Origin of the sequence: Rhodococcus sp. ZPP (assembly GCF_017656075.1) — a bacterium.
In the GTDB taxonomy this organism is placed as follows: domain Bacteria; phylum Actinomycetota; class Actinomycetes; order Mycobacteriales; family Mycobacteriaceae; genus Rhodococcus_F; species Rhodococcus_F oxybenzonivorans.
Genome location: NZ_CP058638.1, coordinates 4881371 through 4895630, shown reverse-complemented (window position 1 = coordinate 4895630; position 14260 = coordinate 4881371). Strand labels below are relative to the sequence as shown.

The 14260-nt window shown below is 66.5% G+C and carries 13 protein-coding genes; 5 read left to right on the top strand and 8 right to left on the bottom strand.

The genetic code is table 11. The features are described from left to right. Positions 1-14 precede the first annotated feature (14 nt). Positions 15-1415 carry a carotenoid oxygenase family protein gene (locus HYG77_RS22680; protein ID WP_208960699.1) on the bottom strand — a complete coding sequence of 467 codons (1401 nt, stop codon included), beginning with the start codon at positions 1413-1415 and terminating at the stop codon, positions 15-17. A 163-nt stretch (positions 1416-1578) separates the two neighbouring features. Between HYG77_RS22680 and HYG77_RS22675 the strand changes: the two genes are divergently transcribed. Genes HYG77_RS22675 through HYG77_RS22665 form a run of 3 tightly spaced genes read left to right on the top strand, consistent with a single transcriptional unit; the run spans position 1579 to position 4026 of the window. After that, the gene (locus tag HYG77_RS22675; protein ID WP_109332866.1) at positions 1579-2841 is read left to right on the top strand and encodes a pyridoxal phosphate-dependent aminotransferase; all 1263 of its coding nucleotides are present in this window, start codon (positions 1579-1581) and stop codon (positions 2839-2841) included. 55 nt (positions 2842-2896) lie between these two features. Beyond that, positions 2897-3616 (top strand): helix-turn-helix domain-containing protein, encoded by a 720-nt coding sequence (locus HYG77_RS22670; protein ID WP_109332867.1) that lies wholly within the window; start codon positions 2897-2899, stop codon positions 3614-3616. Beyond that, complete coding sequence (locus tag HYG77_RS22665; protein ID WP_109332869.1) at positions 3613-4026, top strand: hypothetical protein; 414 nt, start codon at positions 3613-3615, stop codon at positions 4024-4026. Before HYG77_RS22670 ends, HYG77_RS22665 begins: the two co-directional genes overlap by 4 nt. 16 nt (positions 4027-4042) lie before the next feature. On the opposite strand, the gene HYG77_RS22660 is transcribed toward HYG77_RS22665, so the two are convergent. Both HYG77_RS22660 and HYG77_RS22655 read right to left on the bottom strand, forming a co-directional pair. Beyond that, positions 4043-5218: an MAB_1171c family putative transporter gene (locus HYG77_RS22660; protein WP_109335318.1), complete on the bottom strand. Its 1176-nt coding sequence runs from the start codon at positions 5216-5218 to the stop codon at positions 4043-4045. A gap of 4 nt (positions 5219-5222) precedes the next feature. Beyond that, entirely contained in the window at positions 5223-5738 is a 516-nt protein-coding gene (locus HYG77_RS22655; RefSeq protein WP_208960698.1) for a hypothetical protein, read from the bottom strand. A gap of 514 nt (positions 5739-6252) precedes the next feature. On the opposite strand from HYG77_RS22655, the gene HYG77_RS22650 reads away from it, so the two are divergent. Beyond that, positions 6253-7587 carry a YibE/F family protein gene (locus HYG77_RS22650; protein ID WP_208960697.1) on the top strand — a complete coding sequence of 445 codons (1335 nt, stop codon included), beginning with the start codon at positions 6253-6255 and terminating at the stop codon, positions 7585-7587. An 8-nt stretch (positions 7588-7595) separates the two neighbouring features. Here HYG77_RS22650 and HYG77_RS22645 read toward each other — a convergent pair whose 3' ends face one another. The 4 genes from HYG77_RS22645 to HYG77_RS22630 form a co-directional block, all read right to left on the bottom strand. After that, positions 7596-7820, bottom strand: a complete 225-nt coding sequence (locus tag HYG77_RS22645) for a hypothetical protein (protein ID WP_208960696.1) — start codon at positions 7818-7820, stop codon at positions 7596-7598. Between the two features lie 125 nt (positions 7821-7945). Further along, complete coding sequence (locus tag HYG77_RS22640; protein WP_208960695.1) at positions 7946-9430, bottom strand: Hsp70 family protein; 1485 nt, start codon at positions 9428-9430, stop codon at positions 7946-7948. A 125-nt stretch (positions 9431-9555) separates the two neighbouring features. Beyond that, entirely contained in the window at positions 9556-10515 is a 960-nt protein-coding gene (locus HYG77_RS22635) for an alpha/beta fold hydrolase (RefSeq protein ID WP_109332876.1), read from the bottom strand. A gap of 31 nt (positions 10516-10546) precedes the next feature. Next, positions 10547-11869 (bottom strand): UDP-glucose/GDP-mannose dehydrogenase family protein, encoded by a 1323-nt coding sequence (locus HYG77_RS22630; RefSeq protein ID WP_208960694.1) that lies wholly within the window; start codon positions 11867-11869, stop codon positions 10547-10549. A 105-nt stretch (positions 11870-11974) separates the two neighbouring features. On the opposite strand from HYG77_RS22630, the gene HYG77_RS22625 reads away from it, so the two are divergent. After that, complete coding sequence (locus tag HYG77_RS22625) at positions 11975-12496, top strand: protein tyrosine phosphatase (protein ID WP_208960693.1); 522 nt, start codon at positions 11975-11977, stop codon at positions 12494-12496. 16 nt (positions 12497-12512) lie between these two features. Here the strand turns inward: HYG77_RS22625 and HYG77_RS22620 are convergent, their stop codons facing one another. Further along, on the bottom strand, positions 12513-14168 hold the full coding sequence (locus tag HYG77_RS22620; RefSeq protein WP_208960692.1) for a polysaccharide biosynthesis tyrosine autokinase: 1656 nt from the start codon (positions 14166-14168) through the stop codon (positions 12513-12515). Positions 14169-14260 lie beyond the last annotated feature (92 nt).

Below are 14260 nucleotides of genomic sequence, written 5' to 3'. Positions count from 1 at the left end.
TATTCCGCCTCACCTCACTGTGCCGGCAGCCACGCCCCGTGAAGTCCTGCAGGCACCCGGATAGGCAACCGCACCTTGGCGATCGGCCCCGCTCCGGGGTCTTCGGCGGGAAGCACGAAGAACCACGACGACATGTCGTTCCGGTCGGTGCCGATCATTCCCCAGTATTCGTGCTCGGCGCCCGGCATGAAGATCGGTTCGCCCACCGACACACTGCCCGGGTCCCAGTGACATTGCGTGCCGCGGACGGTGTCGAAGAACCACAACGAATCCTGCCTGCCCCGGCTGACGTCGAGCTTGCCGACGGTGGCGATCGCGCGATGCGGTGCGGCGAGTTCGCGGTCGTCGACTCGGGGGAACTCGACGTCGCGGTCGGACATGACATCCTTCGTCAGGTGTCCGGTCTCGGGATCGATGACGACGCGGACCAGTGACCCGGTCGAGGGAGCCGGCGCCTTGGCGAACCCACCGGGGTACGTCCACTCCACATAGTCGACGGACACCTTTCCGTCGGGCAGATCGAAGGCATTGGCGAAGTGCCACACCCAGTACGCATCACACGTCAGCCAGCGCACGCGGCCGCCGTCGCGCGGAATCAGCGCGATACGCGTTCCCTCCTCGGGCCGCCAGTCGAGCACCGAACCACCGGTCAGCACCGCAGCCATGTCGAAGACGAGGGGGCACAGCATCAACACGATGTACCGACGCGTCAGGGCCATGTCGTGGATCATCAACGGCGTGTCCACGCCGTCGACCGCCGTCGGCGGGCGGGCAGCCGACCCGTCAGCGGCCACCACCGACCAGGTGAGATACGGGGCTTCGAGCATGTAGTTGAACAGCACCATCTCGCCGGTCACCGGGTCGATCTTGGGGTGGGCGGTGCTCCCCACGGACATCGCGCCGTCGCAGTTGTCCGGTCCGAGCGTGCTCAGGTCCTCGGGATTCAACCGGTACGGCAGGCTGGTCTCGGCCATTGCCAGCAGTCGCCCGCTGTGCCGCACCACGTTGATGTCCGGTAGTTCGCGCGGTCTGCCGGCGAGATCGGGCCCCACCTCCTCCACGCCGGGTGTGTACAGATCGGTGACGCCCGGCCAGATGACGTGCCCCGCCTTCTCCTCCGCCTCCACCATCGGCGTGCGGACGAATCGATTGGTGTATCGGGCAGTGCCGTCGGTCACTTCGACGCGATGCACCATGCCGTCGCCGTCGAGGGGATAGATATAGCTGCCGATCGGGTCGAAGCGCGGATTCGGTCCGTTGCGGAGGTAGGCGCCCTGAAGATCGCCGGGCAGTTCGCCGATCACGTCGAGGGCGCCCACGTCCACCTCCTCGCGTTGGGGCTCGAATACGCCCGTGAGGTGGCTGTGGTGCACGACGTCGACGGGTGCGGGACGGGTGAATTCCGGTGCGGACATCTTTCTCGTGCCTCCGGGTGACTGTGGGGCGTAGGCCGAATCGGACCTCTTGTCGAGGGTACGGTGACCTTCCTCACATGTGTCTGCTTTTTCGCGGGTCGACCACCTCCGACCAGGGCGCTCGTACCGACCAGTAGAAATCGAGTTGCCCAGGGGTGGGAGAATGGCGGTCGTGAGCAACCCAGACCACGGCCATCACCGCACACCGCCACGCACACTGGAGCAGTCGACCAAGCTCCAGAACGTGCTGTACGAGATTCGTGGACCGGTACACGCCCACGCCGCCCGGCTCGAGGCGGAGGGGCATCGGATCCTCAAGCTCAACATCGGCAACCCCGCGCCGTTCGGTTTCGACGCGCCCGACGTGATCATGCGCGACATGATTGCGGCGCTCCCCTATGCGCAGGGTTACTCCGAGTCGAAGGGCATCCTCTCGGCCCGTCGGGCGATCGTCACCCGCTACGAACTGGTCCCCGGCTTCCCCGAGCTCGATGTCGACGACATCTACCTGGGTAACGGTGTCTCCGAGCTCATCACCATGACGATGCAGGCCCTGCTCGACAACGGTGACGAGGTGCTGATTCCCGCACCGGACTACCCGCTGTGGACGGCGATGACCAGCCTGGCCGGCGGCACTCCCGTCCACTATCTCTGCGACGAGGGCAACGACTGGAATCCCGACATCGCGGACATCGAGTCGAAGATCACCGAGAAGACCAAGGCGCTGCTGGTCATCAACCCGAACAACCCCACGGGTGCGGTGTACTCGATGGAGGTGCTGCAGCAACTGGTCGACCTGGCGCGCAAGCATCACCTGCTGCTGCTGGCGGACGAGATCTACGACAAGATCCTCTACGACGACGCCAAGCACATCTCCCTGGCCACGCTCGCGCCCGACCTGCTGTGCCTGACCTTCAACGGCCTGTCGAAGGCGTACCGGGTGGCGGGGTACCGCTCCGGTTGGGTCGCCGTCACCGGGCCCAAGGCGCATGCTGCGGGCTTCCTCGAGGGGCTGGACCTGCTGGCGTCCACCCGGCTGTGCCCGAACGTTCCGGGTCAGCACGCCATCCAGGTGGCGCTCGGCGGTCACCAGAGCATCGAAGATCTGATTCTGCCCGGCGGGCGACTGCTCGAGCAGCGGGACGTGGCGTGGGAGCGGCTCAACATGATCCCCGGGGTCTCCTGCGTCAAGCCTCGAGGTGCGCTGTACGCGTTCCCCCGTCTGGACCCCAACGTGTACGAAATCTACGACGACGAGAAGCTGGTCCAGGACCTACTCCTGCAGGAGAAGATCCTGATGGTGCAGGGCACGGGGTTCAACTGGCCGGACCACGACCATCTGCGGATCGTGACACTGCCGTGGGCTCGCGATCTCGCTGTGGCCATCGAGCGGTTCGGTAATTTCCTCACCAGCTACAAGCAGTAGGATCGAGGCACAGCAAGCGACACGCGCGTCGCTTGCGTGTCTTCCGGGGGAACACATGGTCACCAGCACCCGCGCGCGTTTCGGACAGTTCGTCTACAAGCGACGGCGTTTGCTGAACCTCACGCAAGACCAGGTCACGGCTGCCGGTGGCCCGTCCGACGCGGCGCAGACCCGCGCCGAGAACGGGACCGGGCCGGACCCGAGTATCGAGACTCTCCGCAAACTGGACGTCGCGCTGCGCTGGGCCCCCGGGAGCGCGGCCCGGACGCTCGAGGGCGGCAGCCCCACTCCCCTCGAGGCCCTGGACGCGGATGAGCGGTCGGCGCCGTCTCGCCCGCTCACGCTGGGGCCGTCCGAAATTCCGCTGAGCCTGGACACGATCATCGAGATCCTCGGCCCACACACCCGGATCACCACGCTGAGTGCGGCTCATCCGGAGGTGCCGGGATTGGCCGACGCCGCTGCCGACCTCAGCCGGGTGGTGTCGAAGATCACCGGCGCTTACGTCACCCGTTTGCTCGAGGTCAACGGAGGTCCGGCCGGCCCCCGCCAGCCACTGATCGAGTTCGCCTTCGGCCATCTGCTCGAGGAACCCTCCACCGCGGACGACCCGCACGAGCGGGAGGAAGCCCTCTACCGCCGCTTCCTCTACGGGCGGGAAGAGGGCCTGGATGCCGCCACGCGCGAGCGCTTCTGGCGCCGATGGGAAGACGCGGTGAGACTGAAAGACACCGACCACCCGGAACGTAGCGGCGACACGGAGGTGACAGCATGAACGGCGTGCCACTGTCGGTGCGGGTCAACCGCCTCTTTGCGCTGGCCCACGAACTCGACGACCCGGAGCCCGGGACAGAGGTCGTCGCCGCGAGCGTCTCCCGCATACTCGGGAGGACCGTGGAGCCCTCGGTGATCGATTCGTTGCGGCGCGGCGAGGAGCACGCAGCCCAGGCCGAGGTGCTCCGGGCGGTCGCCCAGCACTTCTCCGCACCCGAGCAGTACCTTGCCGCCGACGGGTACGGCGATTACGACACCCTCGTGCGCTTCAAGATCGCCGTCCGGGACGCCGGCGTGCAGCATCTGTCCATGCGCTCGCTCGATGCCGCCGCGCTCCCGACTGCAGACGAGATGGAATCCTTGATCCCGGTTCTGGAGAACTTGCGGCGAACCCCCGGCCGCCCGGCGTAGCCCTATCCGGCGGTCGTCAGACGGTCATCCGGGACGGTAGCTGCTTGCGCCCACCGAACTGCGGTAGCCGCCGCTCCCACAGTGTTGCGGCCACCTGTTCGGCGTCGTGCCAGTGATCGGCCAGCTTCGCCAGCTCCCATGGTTCGCCGCCGATGTCGGATGACCACGAGTGTGCGAGCACGCCGGTGCCGTGCGCCGAGTGGCCGGCGATGCGGGCTCTGCACGCCAGGTGTAATCGGGTGGCCACGACCACGGGCGCTGCACTGCCCGCCTGGTGGCCCAGTTCGAACACCACGTGCCGGTCCAGGATGAGGATTGCGTCTCGGATCTCGACGCCCATTCGGTCCAGACGATCGTCGGCCGACAAGGTGCGGCGGTCTTTGGGGCGTAGTTCGAGCACCACTTCCGGGACGGCTTCCGTCAACGTTCGCCACATCGGCAGTAGCCGCCTGGACACTCGCCACGAACGGTAACGGCGACCGGCCGCCCGCAGCGCGGGTCCCAACGCGATCAGGGCTCCGGCCGACACTGCGAACAGCCGGATGAAGGCTCCCGAGTCGTAGTGTGTTTCGGTGAAGGTGGTGCCGTCGCTGACAGCCTTGCTCATGCCCGTCACCATGACGGTTGCCATGTCGGCCATCTCGAACAGGGACAATCCGATGACAGCCAGGAAGATGCGGCGCTCGCGCCCGGCCACCGCGCTGCGCACCGCTTTCAGCGAGATCCACAGATTGAGGCTTGCGGCCCCGAAGATCGGCGACGCATAGGTGAGGCAATATGCCGCGAAACGCCAGCCGCCTTCGTCCGCGAGAGAAACTCCGCGCGAACGCGCAGGCGCGCTCAGAACGATCATGATGGCCCCCGCGACGAGCGCCGCCGACAACGCGAACACATGAATTCGGGGAAGTCTCTCGGAACCCAGTGCCCACACGGAGAACAGGCTGATCAGCGATGCGGCGGTCAGCATGATGCAGACATTGCCGAGGACTCGAGTGAGTCCGTGACCGAAATGGCCGTCGACGAGGTCGCGGATCGCCGGACGCCCGAGGACGAGCGACAGCGACGCGAAGACGAGCGCCGCATTCAACCTGCGCTCGGCGACCGTCGACCGGACGAGGAGCAGCCGGAGAAGGGTTGTCGCCCAGGCAATCGACAACAGAGGCAACGTCACGTAGGCGGGAGGCACGTACACGAGGTCAGAACGTTCCGAGTATCCGCGAGGCCCGCGGGTCACCGCCGGTGTCGCACATCGTCGATCGCCGTCCGCTCATGATGAGCGTGGCGAGAAGCTCCGCGTCGTATTCCTGGTCGTTCGAATAGTTGGAGCGACCGAACACCTTGACCACGTCCGTCGTGTCCACGGACGGCGCCGCCTCGGCGAGGACTCTCGAGTCGACGGAGGTATCACCGATCGCAGTGCGATCGTGCCCGAGTTCCATGTGCGCCAGCTCGTGGCAGATGATGTGCGTGGCGTGTACGTCCGACGTCCCGGCAGCGTAGAGGATGACGTCGTCGGTGGCCCGTGCCAGCCAGAGGCCGAAATGACCGCCGCGGACGAGCGCGTGCGCAACCGGAACGACGAGGATGGGGCGTCCGCGGCGCCGCGCGACGCTGTTCACCAGTTCGTCCCTGCTCCAGGGCACGGGAAGGTCCATCTGCGCCACGATCCGGCGAAGATGGTTCCTGGACCGCGGCAGCCGCGAAATACGCATGGGGACACCTCCGAACGGCTGTAATCCTAGGCCGTCGGGTCGGCAGATTACGACACGGTGCGCTAATTGACGTACCCGGTTGACGAATACCCCCACCGTGTCGGTAGATTGGCAGACGGCACCTCGAGTGCCGCGAGCACCTGTCGCCCCTCCCCCCCTGTGGGCGTCAGGTCGGTGGCGGGGTCAACCCCCCCTGTACCCCGCCACCCAGCTCGGCACTTCTCCCGGCAGGACACGAGGCTCTCGTCAGGGCCAGCCGGAACCCACCCCTCGTTTCGGGATTCCAACCCTTCCTTCGCAGATCTCAGCGTTCGCTGCGTAATAGCTGCCGCGCGCCACGCATCGATATCTAACCACACTGGCGACATCTAGGCGACACGGGAGCAATACCAACCAGATATTGCGGCAACACATGCATCTCTGGTCACTCCAGCCACAAAAGAGGGCGATTGATCTCCGGCTACCCTGTGTGCGTGCGGAGACTATCCAGCCGGCAGCCGACGCGGTACCGCCGATGAGCGACTTTCACGGCCACGGCCACGGCCACGGCCACAGCGGCGGCCCGGTGCCGGTGGGGCCCGTCGCCGCGAAGGTGGTGATCGGGCTCCTGGTCGTCATCGGCATCGCCGTGCTGATCGGTGCGATCGCGCTGTGGCCGAGCAAGCAGGACGTCGCCGTGGATCTGCCTTTCCAAAGCGCACAGGGCGGCGTCGCGGTCACCGAGGCAGGCACGGTGACCATGCAGAACATCGGCCCCTGCGGCAGTTCCTCCGCGGGACGCGCGTTCACCGGTTCTCCCGTGCCCCCTCCGACGGACGCGTACGAGTGCCAGCGAAGCATCGTCGACATCGAGTCCGGTCCCAACGCCGGCACCCAGACGTTGCTCGAAATCATCCCCGGCCCCGGGCAACCCGACCTCAGGGTCGGGGAGAGTATTCGCCTCTCCCGGCAGACCGATGTGAACGGGACGACGGAGTATTCGTTCGAGGATTACGCCCGCGGCTGGCCCGTCACACTCATCGCGCTGACCTTCGCCGTCGTCGTCATCGTCGTGGCTCGCTGGCGGGGACTCCGGGCGCTGGTCGGCATCGTCGTGTCGTTCGGGGTGCTCGTCCTCTTCATGCTTCCCGCCCTGCTGGACGGCAAGCCGGCGATACCGGTGGCTCTCGTGTCCGGAGCGATCATCCTGTATACCGTGTTGTATCTGGCGCACGGCGTATCGCTACGTACGAGCTCCGCGCTGCTGGGCACACTCGCATCGATGATCCTCGCGGCGGTCCTCTCCTACGTCACGATCGTGATGACCCAGCTGACAGGACTTTCCGAGGAGCAGAACACCAACGTCCAGGCCTATATCCAGCACGTCAGCATCACGGGTCTTCTTCTGGCGGGCTTCATCATCGGCTCGCTCGGTGTGCTCAACGACGTCACGATCACCCAGGCCGCGTCGGCCTTCGAACTCGCCTCGCTCGACCCCGGCGCGTCACGACGCCAGATCTTCGGTTCGGCGATGCGCGTGGGCCGCGACCACATTGCCAGCACGGTGTACACGCTGGTACTCGCCTACGCCGGTGGTGCGCTTCCCCTTCTACTGGTGTTCAGTGTCGCGGGGCGGTCGATCCAGGACGTGTTGCTCAGCGACGCGGTGTCCATCGAGATCGTGCGCTCGGCGGTCGGCGGTATCGCGCTCGCACTGTCCGTGCCGTTGACGACCGCCATCGCGGTGGTACTGGCACGCCCGCTCGGATCTCGGAGCGGCGGAAACAGTGACAGCGGCAGGGGCAGGGGCAGGGGCAGCACGCAGTTTCGCACCGCGGCACCTTCGCGAGGCGGCCGCCACTCGAAGTGAGGCCGGCTTCAGTTGAGGATGCCGGCCACCTGCAGCGCGATGATCAGGAGGGCCGCGACCATCAGCCCGTAGACGGTGAGCATCGCCACCTTCTCCGCGGTCTCGCTGGTGGGCGGAAACATCCTGAGGATCGGCTTGTAGTACGCGACGGGAAGACTGCCGTTGCGCGTGCTACCGGACGAGAAGTTTCGTGTATTCGGGGTGTGGTACGACCCCGCTGGGGTGACAGTCACTGCACACTTCCTTCCTGCGCGACCTGGGTTCGACGCCGTCCGGACTCGGACAGTGCGAGAACCACATCCCATGGTAGGCGCGCAGAGTGCCTCGCCACCACGGGGAAAGTCGCGGAGTGCGGAGGTTATGTGCCGGGGATTCTCGGCAGCGGGGGCAGCTGCAGGGGTGGCAACTGGAACTGCGGAAGCCCCGGGAACACCGGTGCGGGCGGGGGCGGCGGGGGTTCGGGCTCCGGCTCCGGGATCTGGATCCGGGACGCGGTTGCCGCGGGCTCCTCGACGACTTCGGTCGGAGGTGGCGGCGGCGCTGTCGGTGACGGGGTCGCCATCTCGCTCACCGCGGGGGGCTGCGCTTTCGGCTGAGTGGTGACGGGCTGGGACGTGCCCTCCGTGCTGTTGAGCAGGGTGCTGCCGTAATTGAGTCCGAGGCCGATCAGTGCGATGACGGCCAATGCCCCACCGGCCAGTGCTGCGCCCCGGATCTGGACCTTCGCTACGCGCTGACTCGGTGGTGGTGCCGTCGCACTCAACCACGATGGCGTACTCGAGAGCCCGCTGCTGCGTCCGCCCGACGGACCCGGCGCTTGGCGCGCGAAGGAGGCGTCGTCGTACTCGAGGGGCGGCACGGCAGGGCCGGCGGGAACAGCAGCACAGGGACTCACCGTGGACCCGACGAAGGGACCGAACGTCTCCGCCGGCGGCGGGAGGACAGTGACGCCACCGGGCGCCTGCTGTCGCTGCGCCTGTTGCGCCAGGAGCGCTGCGCCCTGTGCTGCGACGAGTTCGGGGTGGTCGGGCACGATGACGGGCAATGCCAGCCAGGATTCGAGGACGGCGCGCACCAGCGGGATCCGCGCCCCACCGCCGGTGAGAACCACGGCGTCGGGGATTCGCCCCGACCGGGCGATCACATCCCGAGCCAGGCGGGCAGAGGACTCGACGGTGACGCCGATGAGGGAATCGAACACATCGCGCGACAGCAGCAGCAAGCCTCCGTCCCCGGGCACCGCGACAGCGCCACCGATGGACAGCCGTTCCTTGGCCTCCCGGCAACGGAGGTCCAGGGCGTGGCTCGCGGCCGCGTCGTGCGGCGTGGAGATGCGCTTGTTCACCAACTGGTTGTCGCGGATCAGCCGGTCGAAGAGGTCACCGCTCACAGTGTCGGTGCGGGTGCTTTCCACCACGGCGCCGGTTTCCCGGTCGACGACGCTGACGGTGAGGCCGGAACTGCCGAGGTCGTAGAACACCAGCGTCGCGTGGTCACCCAACGCGCCCGCAGCGTCGAGCACTGTCAGCGCCGCGGAAGCCTCGGGAACGAGCTGGTAGTTCGCGAGCTGTTGGCGTGCCATCGCTGCCTGCACGGCACCTGCCTGCGCCTCGTCGCGATACGCGACCCCGGTGGCATGCACCTCGCGGTTATCGAATCCCCCGGCCAGTACGACGCCGATCGATTCGGCGGCGAGGTCCTCGGGCAGTTCCCGCCCCGCGGCAACCACCTGGGCACGGAAGTCGGGTAACACGCGGTGTTCCGAGTCCTCGCGGGTCACGGAGTCGGGTCGTGCCAACCGCACAGCGCTTGCGCCAACCGAAACTCCGAGAACCGAACTCATGGGCCGCCTTACTCGACTGTGCACGGGTCCATGTGATGGAATCCCCCACTCCATTGCCCCGCAGTCTAGCGAAAGGCATCCTCGGGGCAACCGGCCAGCCTGGGAGGGGGCGGGTCGCCGGCTGCTCAGGAGTTGCTCGCGATGATCACCCCGGCGATACCCGTGCCGAGGGGAACGACGGTGCACGGGGGCACTGCCGCGTGAGCCGGATCGAGGGTGTTGAGGACGAGCTGTTGGGTGAAGGAGTCGTACGGCAGGTTGAAGTGCCCGGTCTGGTCGAGCGGGCACAAGTCCTGGACGATGATGTTCGTTGCGCCGGGGTCGCGTAACTCCACATTGGTGTACGGCTGGATCACCTCGTCGTACCGCGTCCCGATGGTCGTGTACTCGACGCCGGGCACAGTGTCACCACCGCTGTTGAGCCGGGTGAGGAACTCGGAGCCCTCCACCTGTTCGGCCAGCGCTTCCGAGCCGAACCCTTCGATCAATTGGGTGCCGCCCGGCAGTGACACCACAGCGGTTGCGATGCCGAAGAAGGTTCCGCCGTAGGAGGGCGAGGCCAGACCGATCCACCGATCCACCTCGGCCGCGCCGCCGAGCTCTTTGATGTAGTACCTCGCTACGGTCGCGCCCTGGGAGTGTCCGACGATGTCGACCTCGTCGGCGCCGGTCGTGGACAGCACGTCGTCGACGAACTCCGCGAGCTCGTGTGCCCCGACCGTCATGGGCTGCATCCCGAAGTGGTCGGTTCCGGCCTTGCGGCCGTAGTTCAGCGCGAAGAGGCAGAACCCGGCGGCCTTCAGTTTCGGGCTCAGACCCGCCCAGTTGGAGTATGCGCTGCCGTCACTCCCGTGCACGAGGACCACCGGGGCGGGATGTTCGGGACCGGGACGGCAGGAGAAGTCGTTGACGCCGGGGGGTGCGGAACCGGGGTTGTCTTTCGAGTACCGGATGGCCGCGCCGGCGTCGGACTGTGCCGGACCCGGCCGAGTCGGGATTTCGGCCGCGTGGACGGGGACCGCACCGAGCAGGCAGACGAGCGCACCGAGCAGTGCTGTTGCGAATCCGACCCGGAACTTCGCCATCGCCTCGCCCTCCGTAGCGGCAAGATCAACGTTATCCCCTGCCCAGCCCCCGGTACACCCATCCCGCGTTCCGCCACTGCTGGGCGTCGAGACAGTTGCGGCCGTCGACCATCACGCGGGCTCGGACCACTCCGGCGAGATCGTCCGGAATCAGGTCCGCGAATTCGGCCCATTCCGTGAGAACCAGTACCGCATCGGCGTTTTCACAGGCTTCGGCCACCGAGGTGGCGTAGTTGAGAGTCGGGAAGAGGCGCCTCGAGTTGTCGAGTGCCTTGGGGTCGTACACGCTCACGACTGCGCCGTGCAGTTGCATCATCCCCGCGACATTGAGGGCGGGAGAGTCACGGACGTCGTCGGACTCGGGCTTGAACGCAGCGCCCAGCACCGCGACGTTGGCGCCCAGCAACGAGCCGCCGCACACCTGCGCTGCCAGTTCCACCATCCGCGTACGCCTGCGCATGTTGATGCTGTCGACCTCGCGAAGAAAATGGAGTGCCTGGTTGGCGCCGAGTTCACCGGCCCTGGCCATGAACGCGCGAATGTCCTTCGGCAGGCAACCGCCGCCGAATCCCAGTCCGGCGTTGAGGAAGCGCCGGCCGATGCGCGCGTCGTAGCCGAGCGCATCGGCGAGCTGGGTGACGTCTGCGCCGGTGGCCTCGCACACTTCGGAGATGGCGTTGATGAAGGAGATCTTGGTGGCGAGAAACGCGTTCGCCGAGACCTTGACCAGCTCGGCGGTTGCCAGGTCGGTGACCAAGAAGGGAATGTCCTCGGCGAGCAGTGGGGCGTACAGCTGACGCAATTGCGTCTCCACACTGCCAGGTCGGTCCCGGTCGACTCCCAGCACCATTCGGTCGGGATGCAGGGTGTCTTGGACGGCGAACCCTTCCCGCAGGAACTCGGGGTTCCACGCCACCTCGACGGCATCCCCTGCAGGTGCCAGCGCCCGCGCCCTCGCGCCCAGTTCTGCCGCGGTTCCGACGGGCACCGTCGACTTGCCGACGATCACCGCGGGCCGGTCGAGGAGGGGCGCCAGGGTGTCGATCACCGAGTGCACGTGCCGCAGATCGGCGGCGTACTCCCCCTTCTTCTGCGGGGTGCCGACTCCCAGGAAGTGGAGGTCGGCGAACGCGGCGGCCTCGGTGTAGGAGGTGGTGAACTGCAGTCGCCCCGCCTCGATGTTGCGGCGGAGAACCTCGGCCAGGCCCGGCTCGTAGAACGGCACCTCACCGGCGGAGAGTTTCGCCACTTTTCCGGGATCGATGTCGACTCCCAGCACGTCGTGCCCCAGTTCCGCCATGCAGGCGGCATGGGTCGCTCCCAGGTATCCGGTTCCAAAGACGGTGCAGCGCATGCACCGTTGATATCCGGCGCGGGTGAGCAGGGCATTTACCCGACTGATGTTCCAAGCCAACAGTGCGTGTACGCGCGGTGCGGACCGAGACCCTATGCTTCGCCCATGCATGTTCTCTTCGTCTGCACCGGAAACGTCTGTCGTTCTCCTACGGCCGAGCGCCTCACACTGGCATTCGCCGAGGAGCTCGGACTGACCGATCTCACTGCCGAAAGTGCAGGTACCCGCGCCATGGTGGGTCATCCGATGGAGCCGACCGCGGCCCAGGTACTCGAAGGCCTCGGCGGCGACCCCAGCGGGTTCACGGCTCGGCGACTCACCGAGGACCTGGCGGTCGACGCCGACCTGGTACTCACCATGACCGAGCGTCAGCGGGAGAAGGTGCTGGCGATGGCTCCCGAGCAGTTGAAGAAGACCTTCACGTTGAGGGAGGCCGCACGACTCGCCGTGGCCGCAGATGCAAAGACCGTTGCCGATCTGGCAGCAGCACGGCCGAAGCACAGATCCGAAGACGGACCTGAAGACATCTCGGACCCGATCGGTCAGGACGAGGAAATATTCCTGGCCGTCGGGTCCGAGATAGCCGACCTACTCGGTGTCTTGACGCGCAGCGTCCGGAACTATTGACGCAGAGCGTTCGGGGCTATTGACGCGGAGCGTCCGGCCCGGACGCATCCTCCCCGTCTTCGCGGTATCGCCGAGCGCGCCGCGGAGCGGGGGGCTGCGCGGTGTAGGCGTGCGAATTCACTCGCTCCACCCAATCAGTGTCGTGCTCTTGTTCGAGCACCTGGTGGGCCTGCGTTTCCACATACTCGGAGCCCGAGTGGTGTCCGTTCCCGGCCTGCGTGGAGTTGCGGGCCGGCGGCGCCGCCGGAGCCGGGGCGGCGTGGACCGGCTGCGATGGAGTCTGCACCGCGGCCTCGGCCCGCTGCATCTGCGGCAGCGACTTGTCCGTCTCGTAGTAGTACTTGTATTCGTAGACTCCCTTGCCCCGGCTCGGCGTCATCGTGATGATCGTGCCGAGGATGGTGGCGCCCACGCTGTGCAGGTTTCCGACGGCGCGGGTCAACTGCTCGCGCTTGGTTTCGCCGTGCCGGGCGATTACGAGCGCACCGTCCGACATGGCGGTGAGAACGGTGGCGTCGGTCACCGGGAGCAGCGGAGACGCGTCGACGATGACGTAATCGAAACGTTCGCGTAGGTCGGCGAGAACCTGTCGCGCCGTGGCCGTTCCGAGCAACTCGCTCGGGTTCGGGGGGATCGGCCCGGACGCGAGAACGGTCAATCCCTGGTACGACGTCGGCTGGAGCACCCCGTCCAGAGTGGCCTGCCCCGCCAGCACGCTACTGAGACCAACCGATCCGACAACGCCCATGTACTTGGACACGCGGGGCTTCCGGAGATCGCCTTCGACAAGGCATACAGACTTGCCGCCCTCGGCGAGGACCAACGCAATGTTGATGGCTGTGGTCGTCTTACCCTCTGTGGGTAGCGAACTGGTGACCACGATGACCCGGGGCGGGTTGTCGACCTCGAGGAACTGCAGGTTGGTACGAAGTTCTCGGTATGCCTCCGCGCTCGACGAGTGGCCCTCCGCGAAATTGATGGCCTGCTGAGTCTGCCGATCCTTGTCGAACGGGATGGTGCCGATCATCGCGGAGCCGGCCAGCTCTTCCACCGTACGACGGTCTTTCACCGTGTTGTCGAGGCGATCACGCAGTACGGCAAGGGCGATGCCGAGCAGGAGGCCGACTGCGGCACCGAGCGCGAGATTGCGCAGCGTCTTCGGGGAGACGGGCGTCGACGGCGTCTGCGCCTGCTGTTCGACCACAACGCGTGCGGCCGGTGCGCCGCCCCGTTCGGGTGTTTCGAGTTCACGGACCATGACCACGAATTCGTCGGACATCGCGTTTGCGATGTCGCGGGCACGCTCGGGTGAGGGGTCCTGCACCCTCAGGTCGACGAGGACGGTGTCGGGCGCGGAGGTGGCCTTGACTTGATTGGCGAGCTCGGCCGGTGTCTCGGTGAGACCCAGCTTGTCGATGGTGCGCTGCGCGAGAGTCTGACCGGTCAGCAATTTGGTGTAAGACGCCACGCGTTGCTGCGAGTACAGGTTTCCCTGGTAGAGCTCATTGACCGACGAGCCCGCCGAGGTGGAAACGAACAACCGGGTGGAGGCTTCATACAGGGGTGTGGTGAGCAGTGAGGCACCGAGCGCCCCGAGGATCGCTACCACCGTGGTGATGGCGATGATTTTCCATCGTGCCTGCAAAATACGCAGGTAGTCCTGGATTTCCATGTTCGAGTCTCCCATCGAGTTCACGCGCCGAGCGCCGTGATCGCGTTGTCATTCGTGTGTCCTGACCCGATCGACCTCCTCGTCTCGAAGGA

What these genes read in the sequence shown, in the direction of transcription:
- HYG77_RS22680 (WP_208960699.1), bottom strand. Translation starts at nt 1,415, where the DNA reads ATGTCCGCACCGGAATTCACCCGTCCCGCACCCGTCGACGTCGTGCAC.
- HYG77_RS22675 (WP_109332866.1), top strand. Translation starts at nt 1,579, where the DNA reads ATGGCGGTCGTGAGCAACCCAGACCACGGCCATCACCGCACACCGCCA.
- HYG77_RS22670 (WP_109332867.1), top strand. Translation starts at nt 2,897, where the DNA reads ATGGTCACCAGCACCCGCGCGCGTTTCGGACAGTTCGTCTACAAGCGA.
- HYG77_RS22665 (WP_109332869.1), top strand. Translation starts at nt 3,613, where the DNA reads ATGAACGGCGTGCCACTGTCGGTGCGGGTCAACCGCCTCTTTGCGCTG.
- HYG77_RS22655 (WP_208960698.1), bottom strand. Translation starts at nt 5,738, where the DNA reads ATGCGTATTTCGCGGCTGCCGCGGTCCAGGAACCATCTTCGCCGGATC.
- HYG77_RS22650 (WP_208960697.1), top strand. Translation starts at nt 6,253, where the DNA reads ATGAGCGACTTTCACGGCCACGGCCACGGCCACGGCCACAGCGGCGGC.
- HYG77_RS22640 (WP_208960695.1), bottom strand. Translation starts at nt 9,430, where the DNA reads ATGAGTTCGGTTCTCGGAGTTTCGGTTGGCGCAAGCGCTGTGCGGTTG.
- HYG77_RS22635 (WP_109332876.1), bottom strand. Translation starts at nt 10,515, where the DNA reads ATGGCGAAGTTCCGGGTCGGATTCGCAACAGCACTGCTCGGTGCGCTC.
- HYG77_RS22630 (WP_208960694.1), bottom strand. Translation starts at nt 11,869, where the DNA reads ATGCGCTGCACCGTCTTTGGAACCGGATACCTGGGAGCGACCCATGCC.
- HYG77_RS22625 (WP_208960693.1), top strand. Translation starts at nt 11,975, where the DNA reads ATGCATGTTCTCTTCGTCTGCACCGGAAACGTCTGTCGTTCTCCTACG.
- HYG77_RS22620 (WP_208960692.1), bottom strand. Translation starts at nt 14,168, where the DNA reads ATGGAAATCCAGGACTACCTGCGTATTTTGCAGGCACGATGGAAAATC.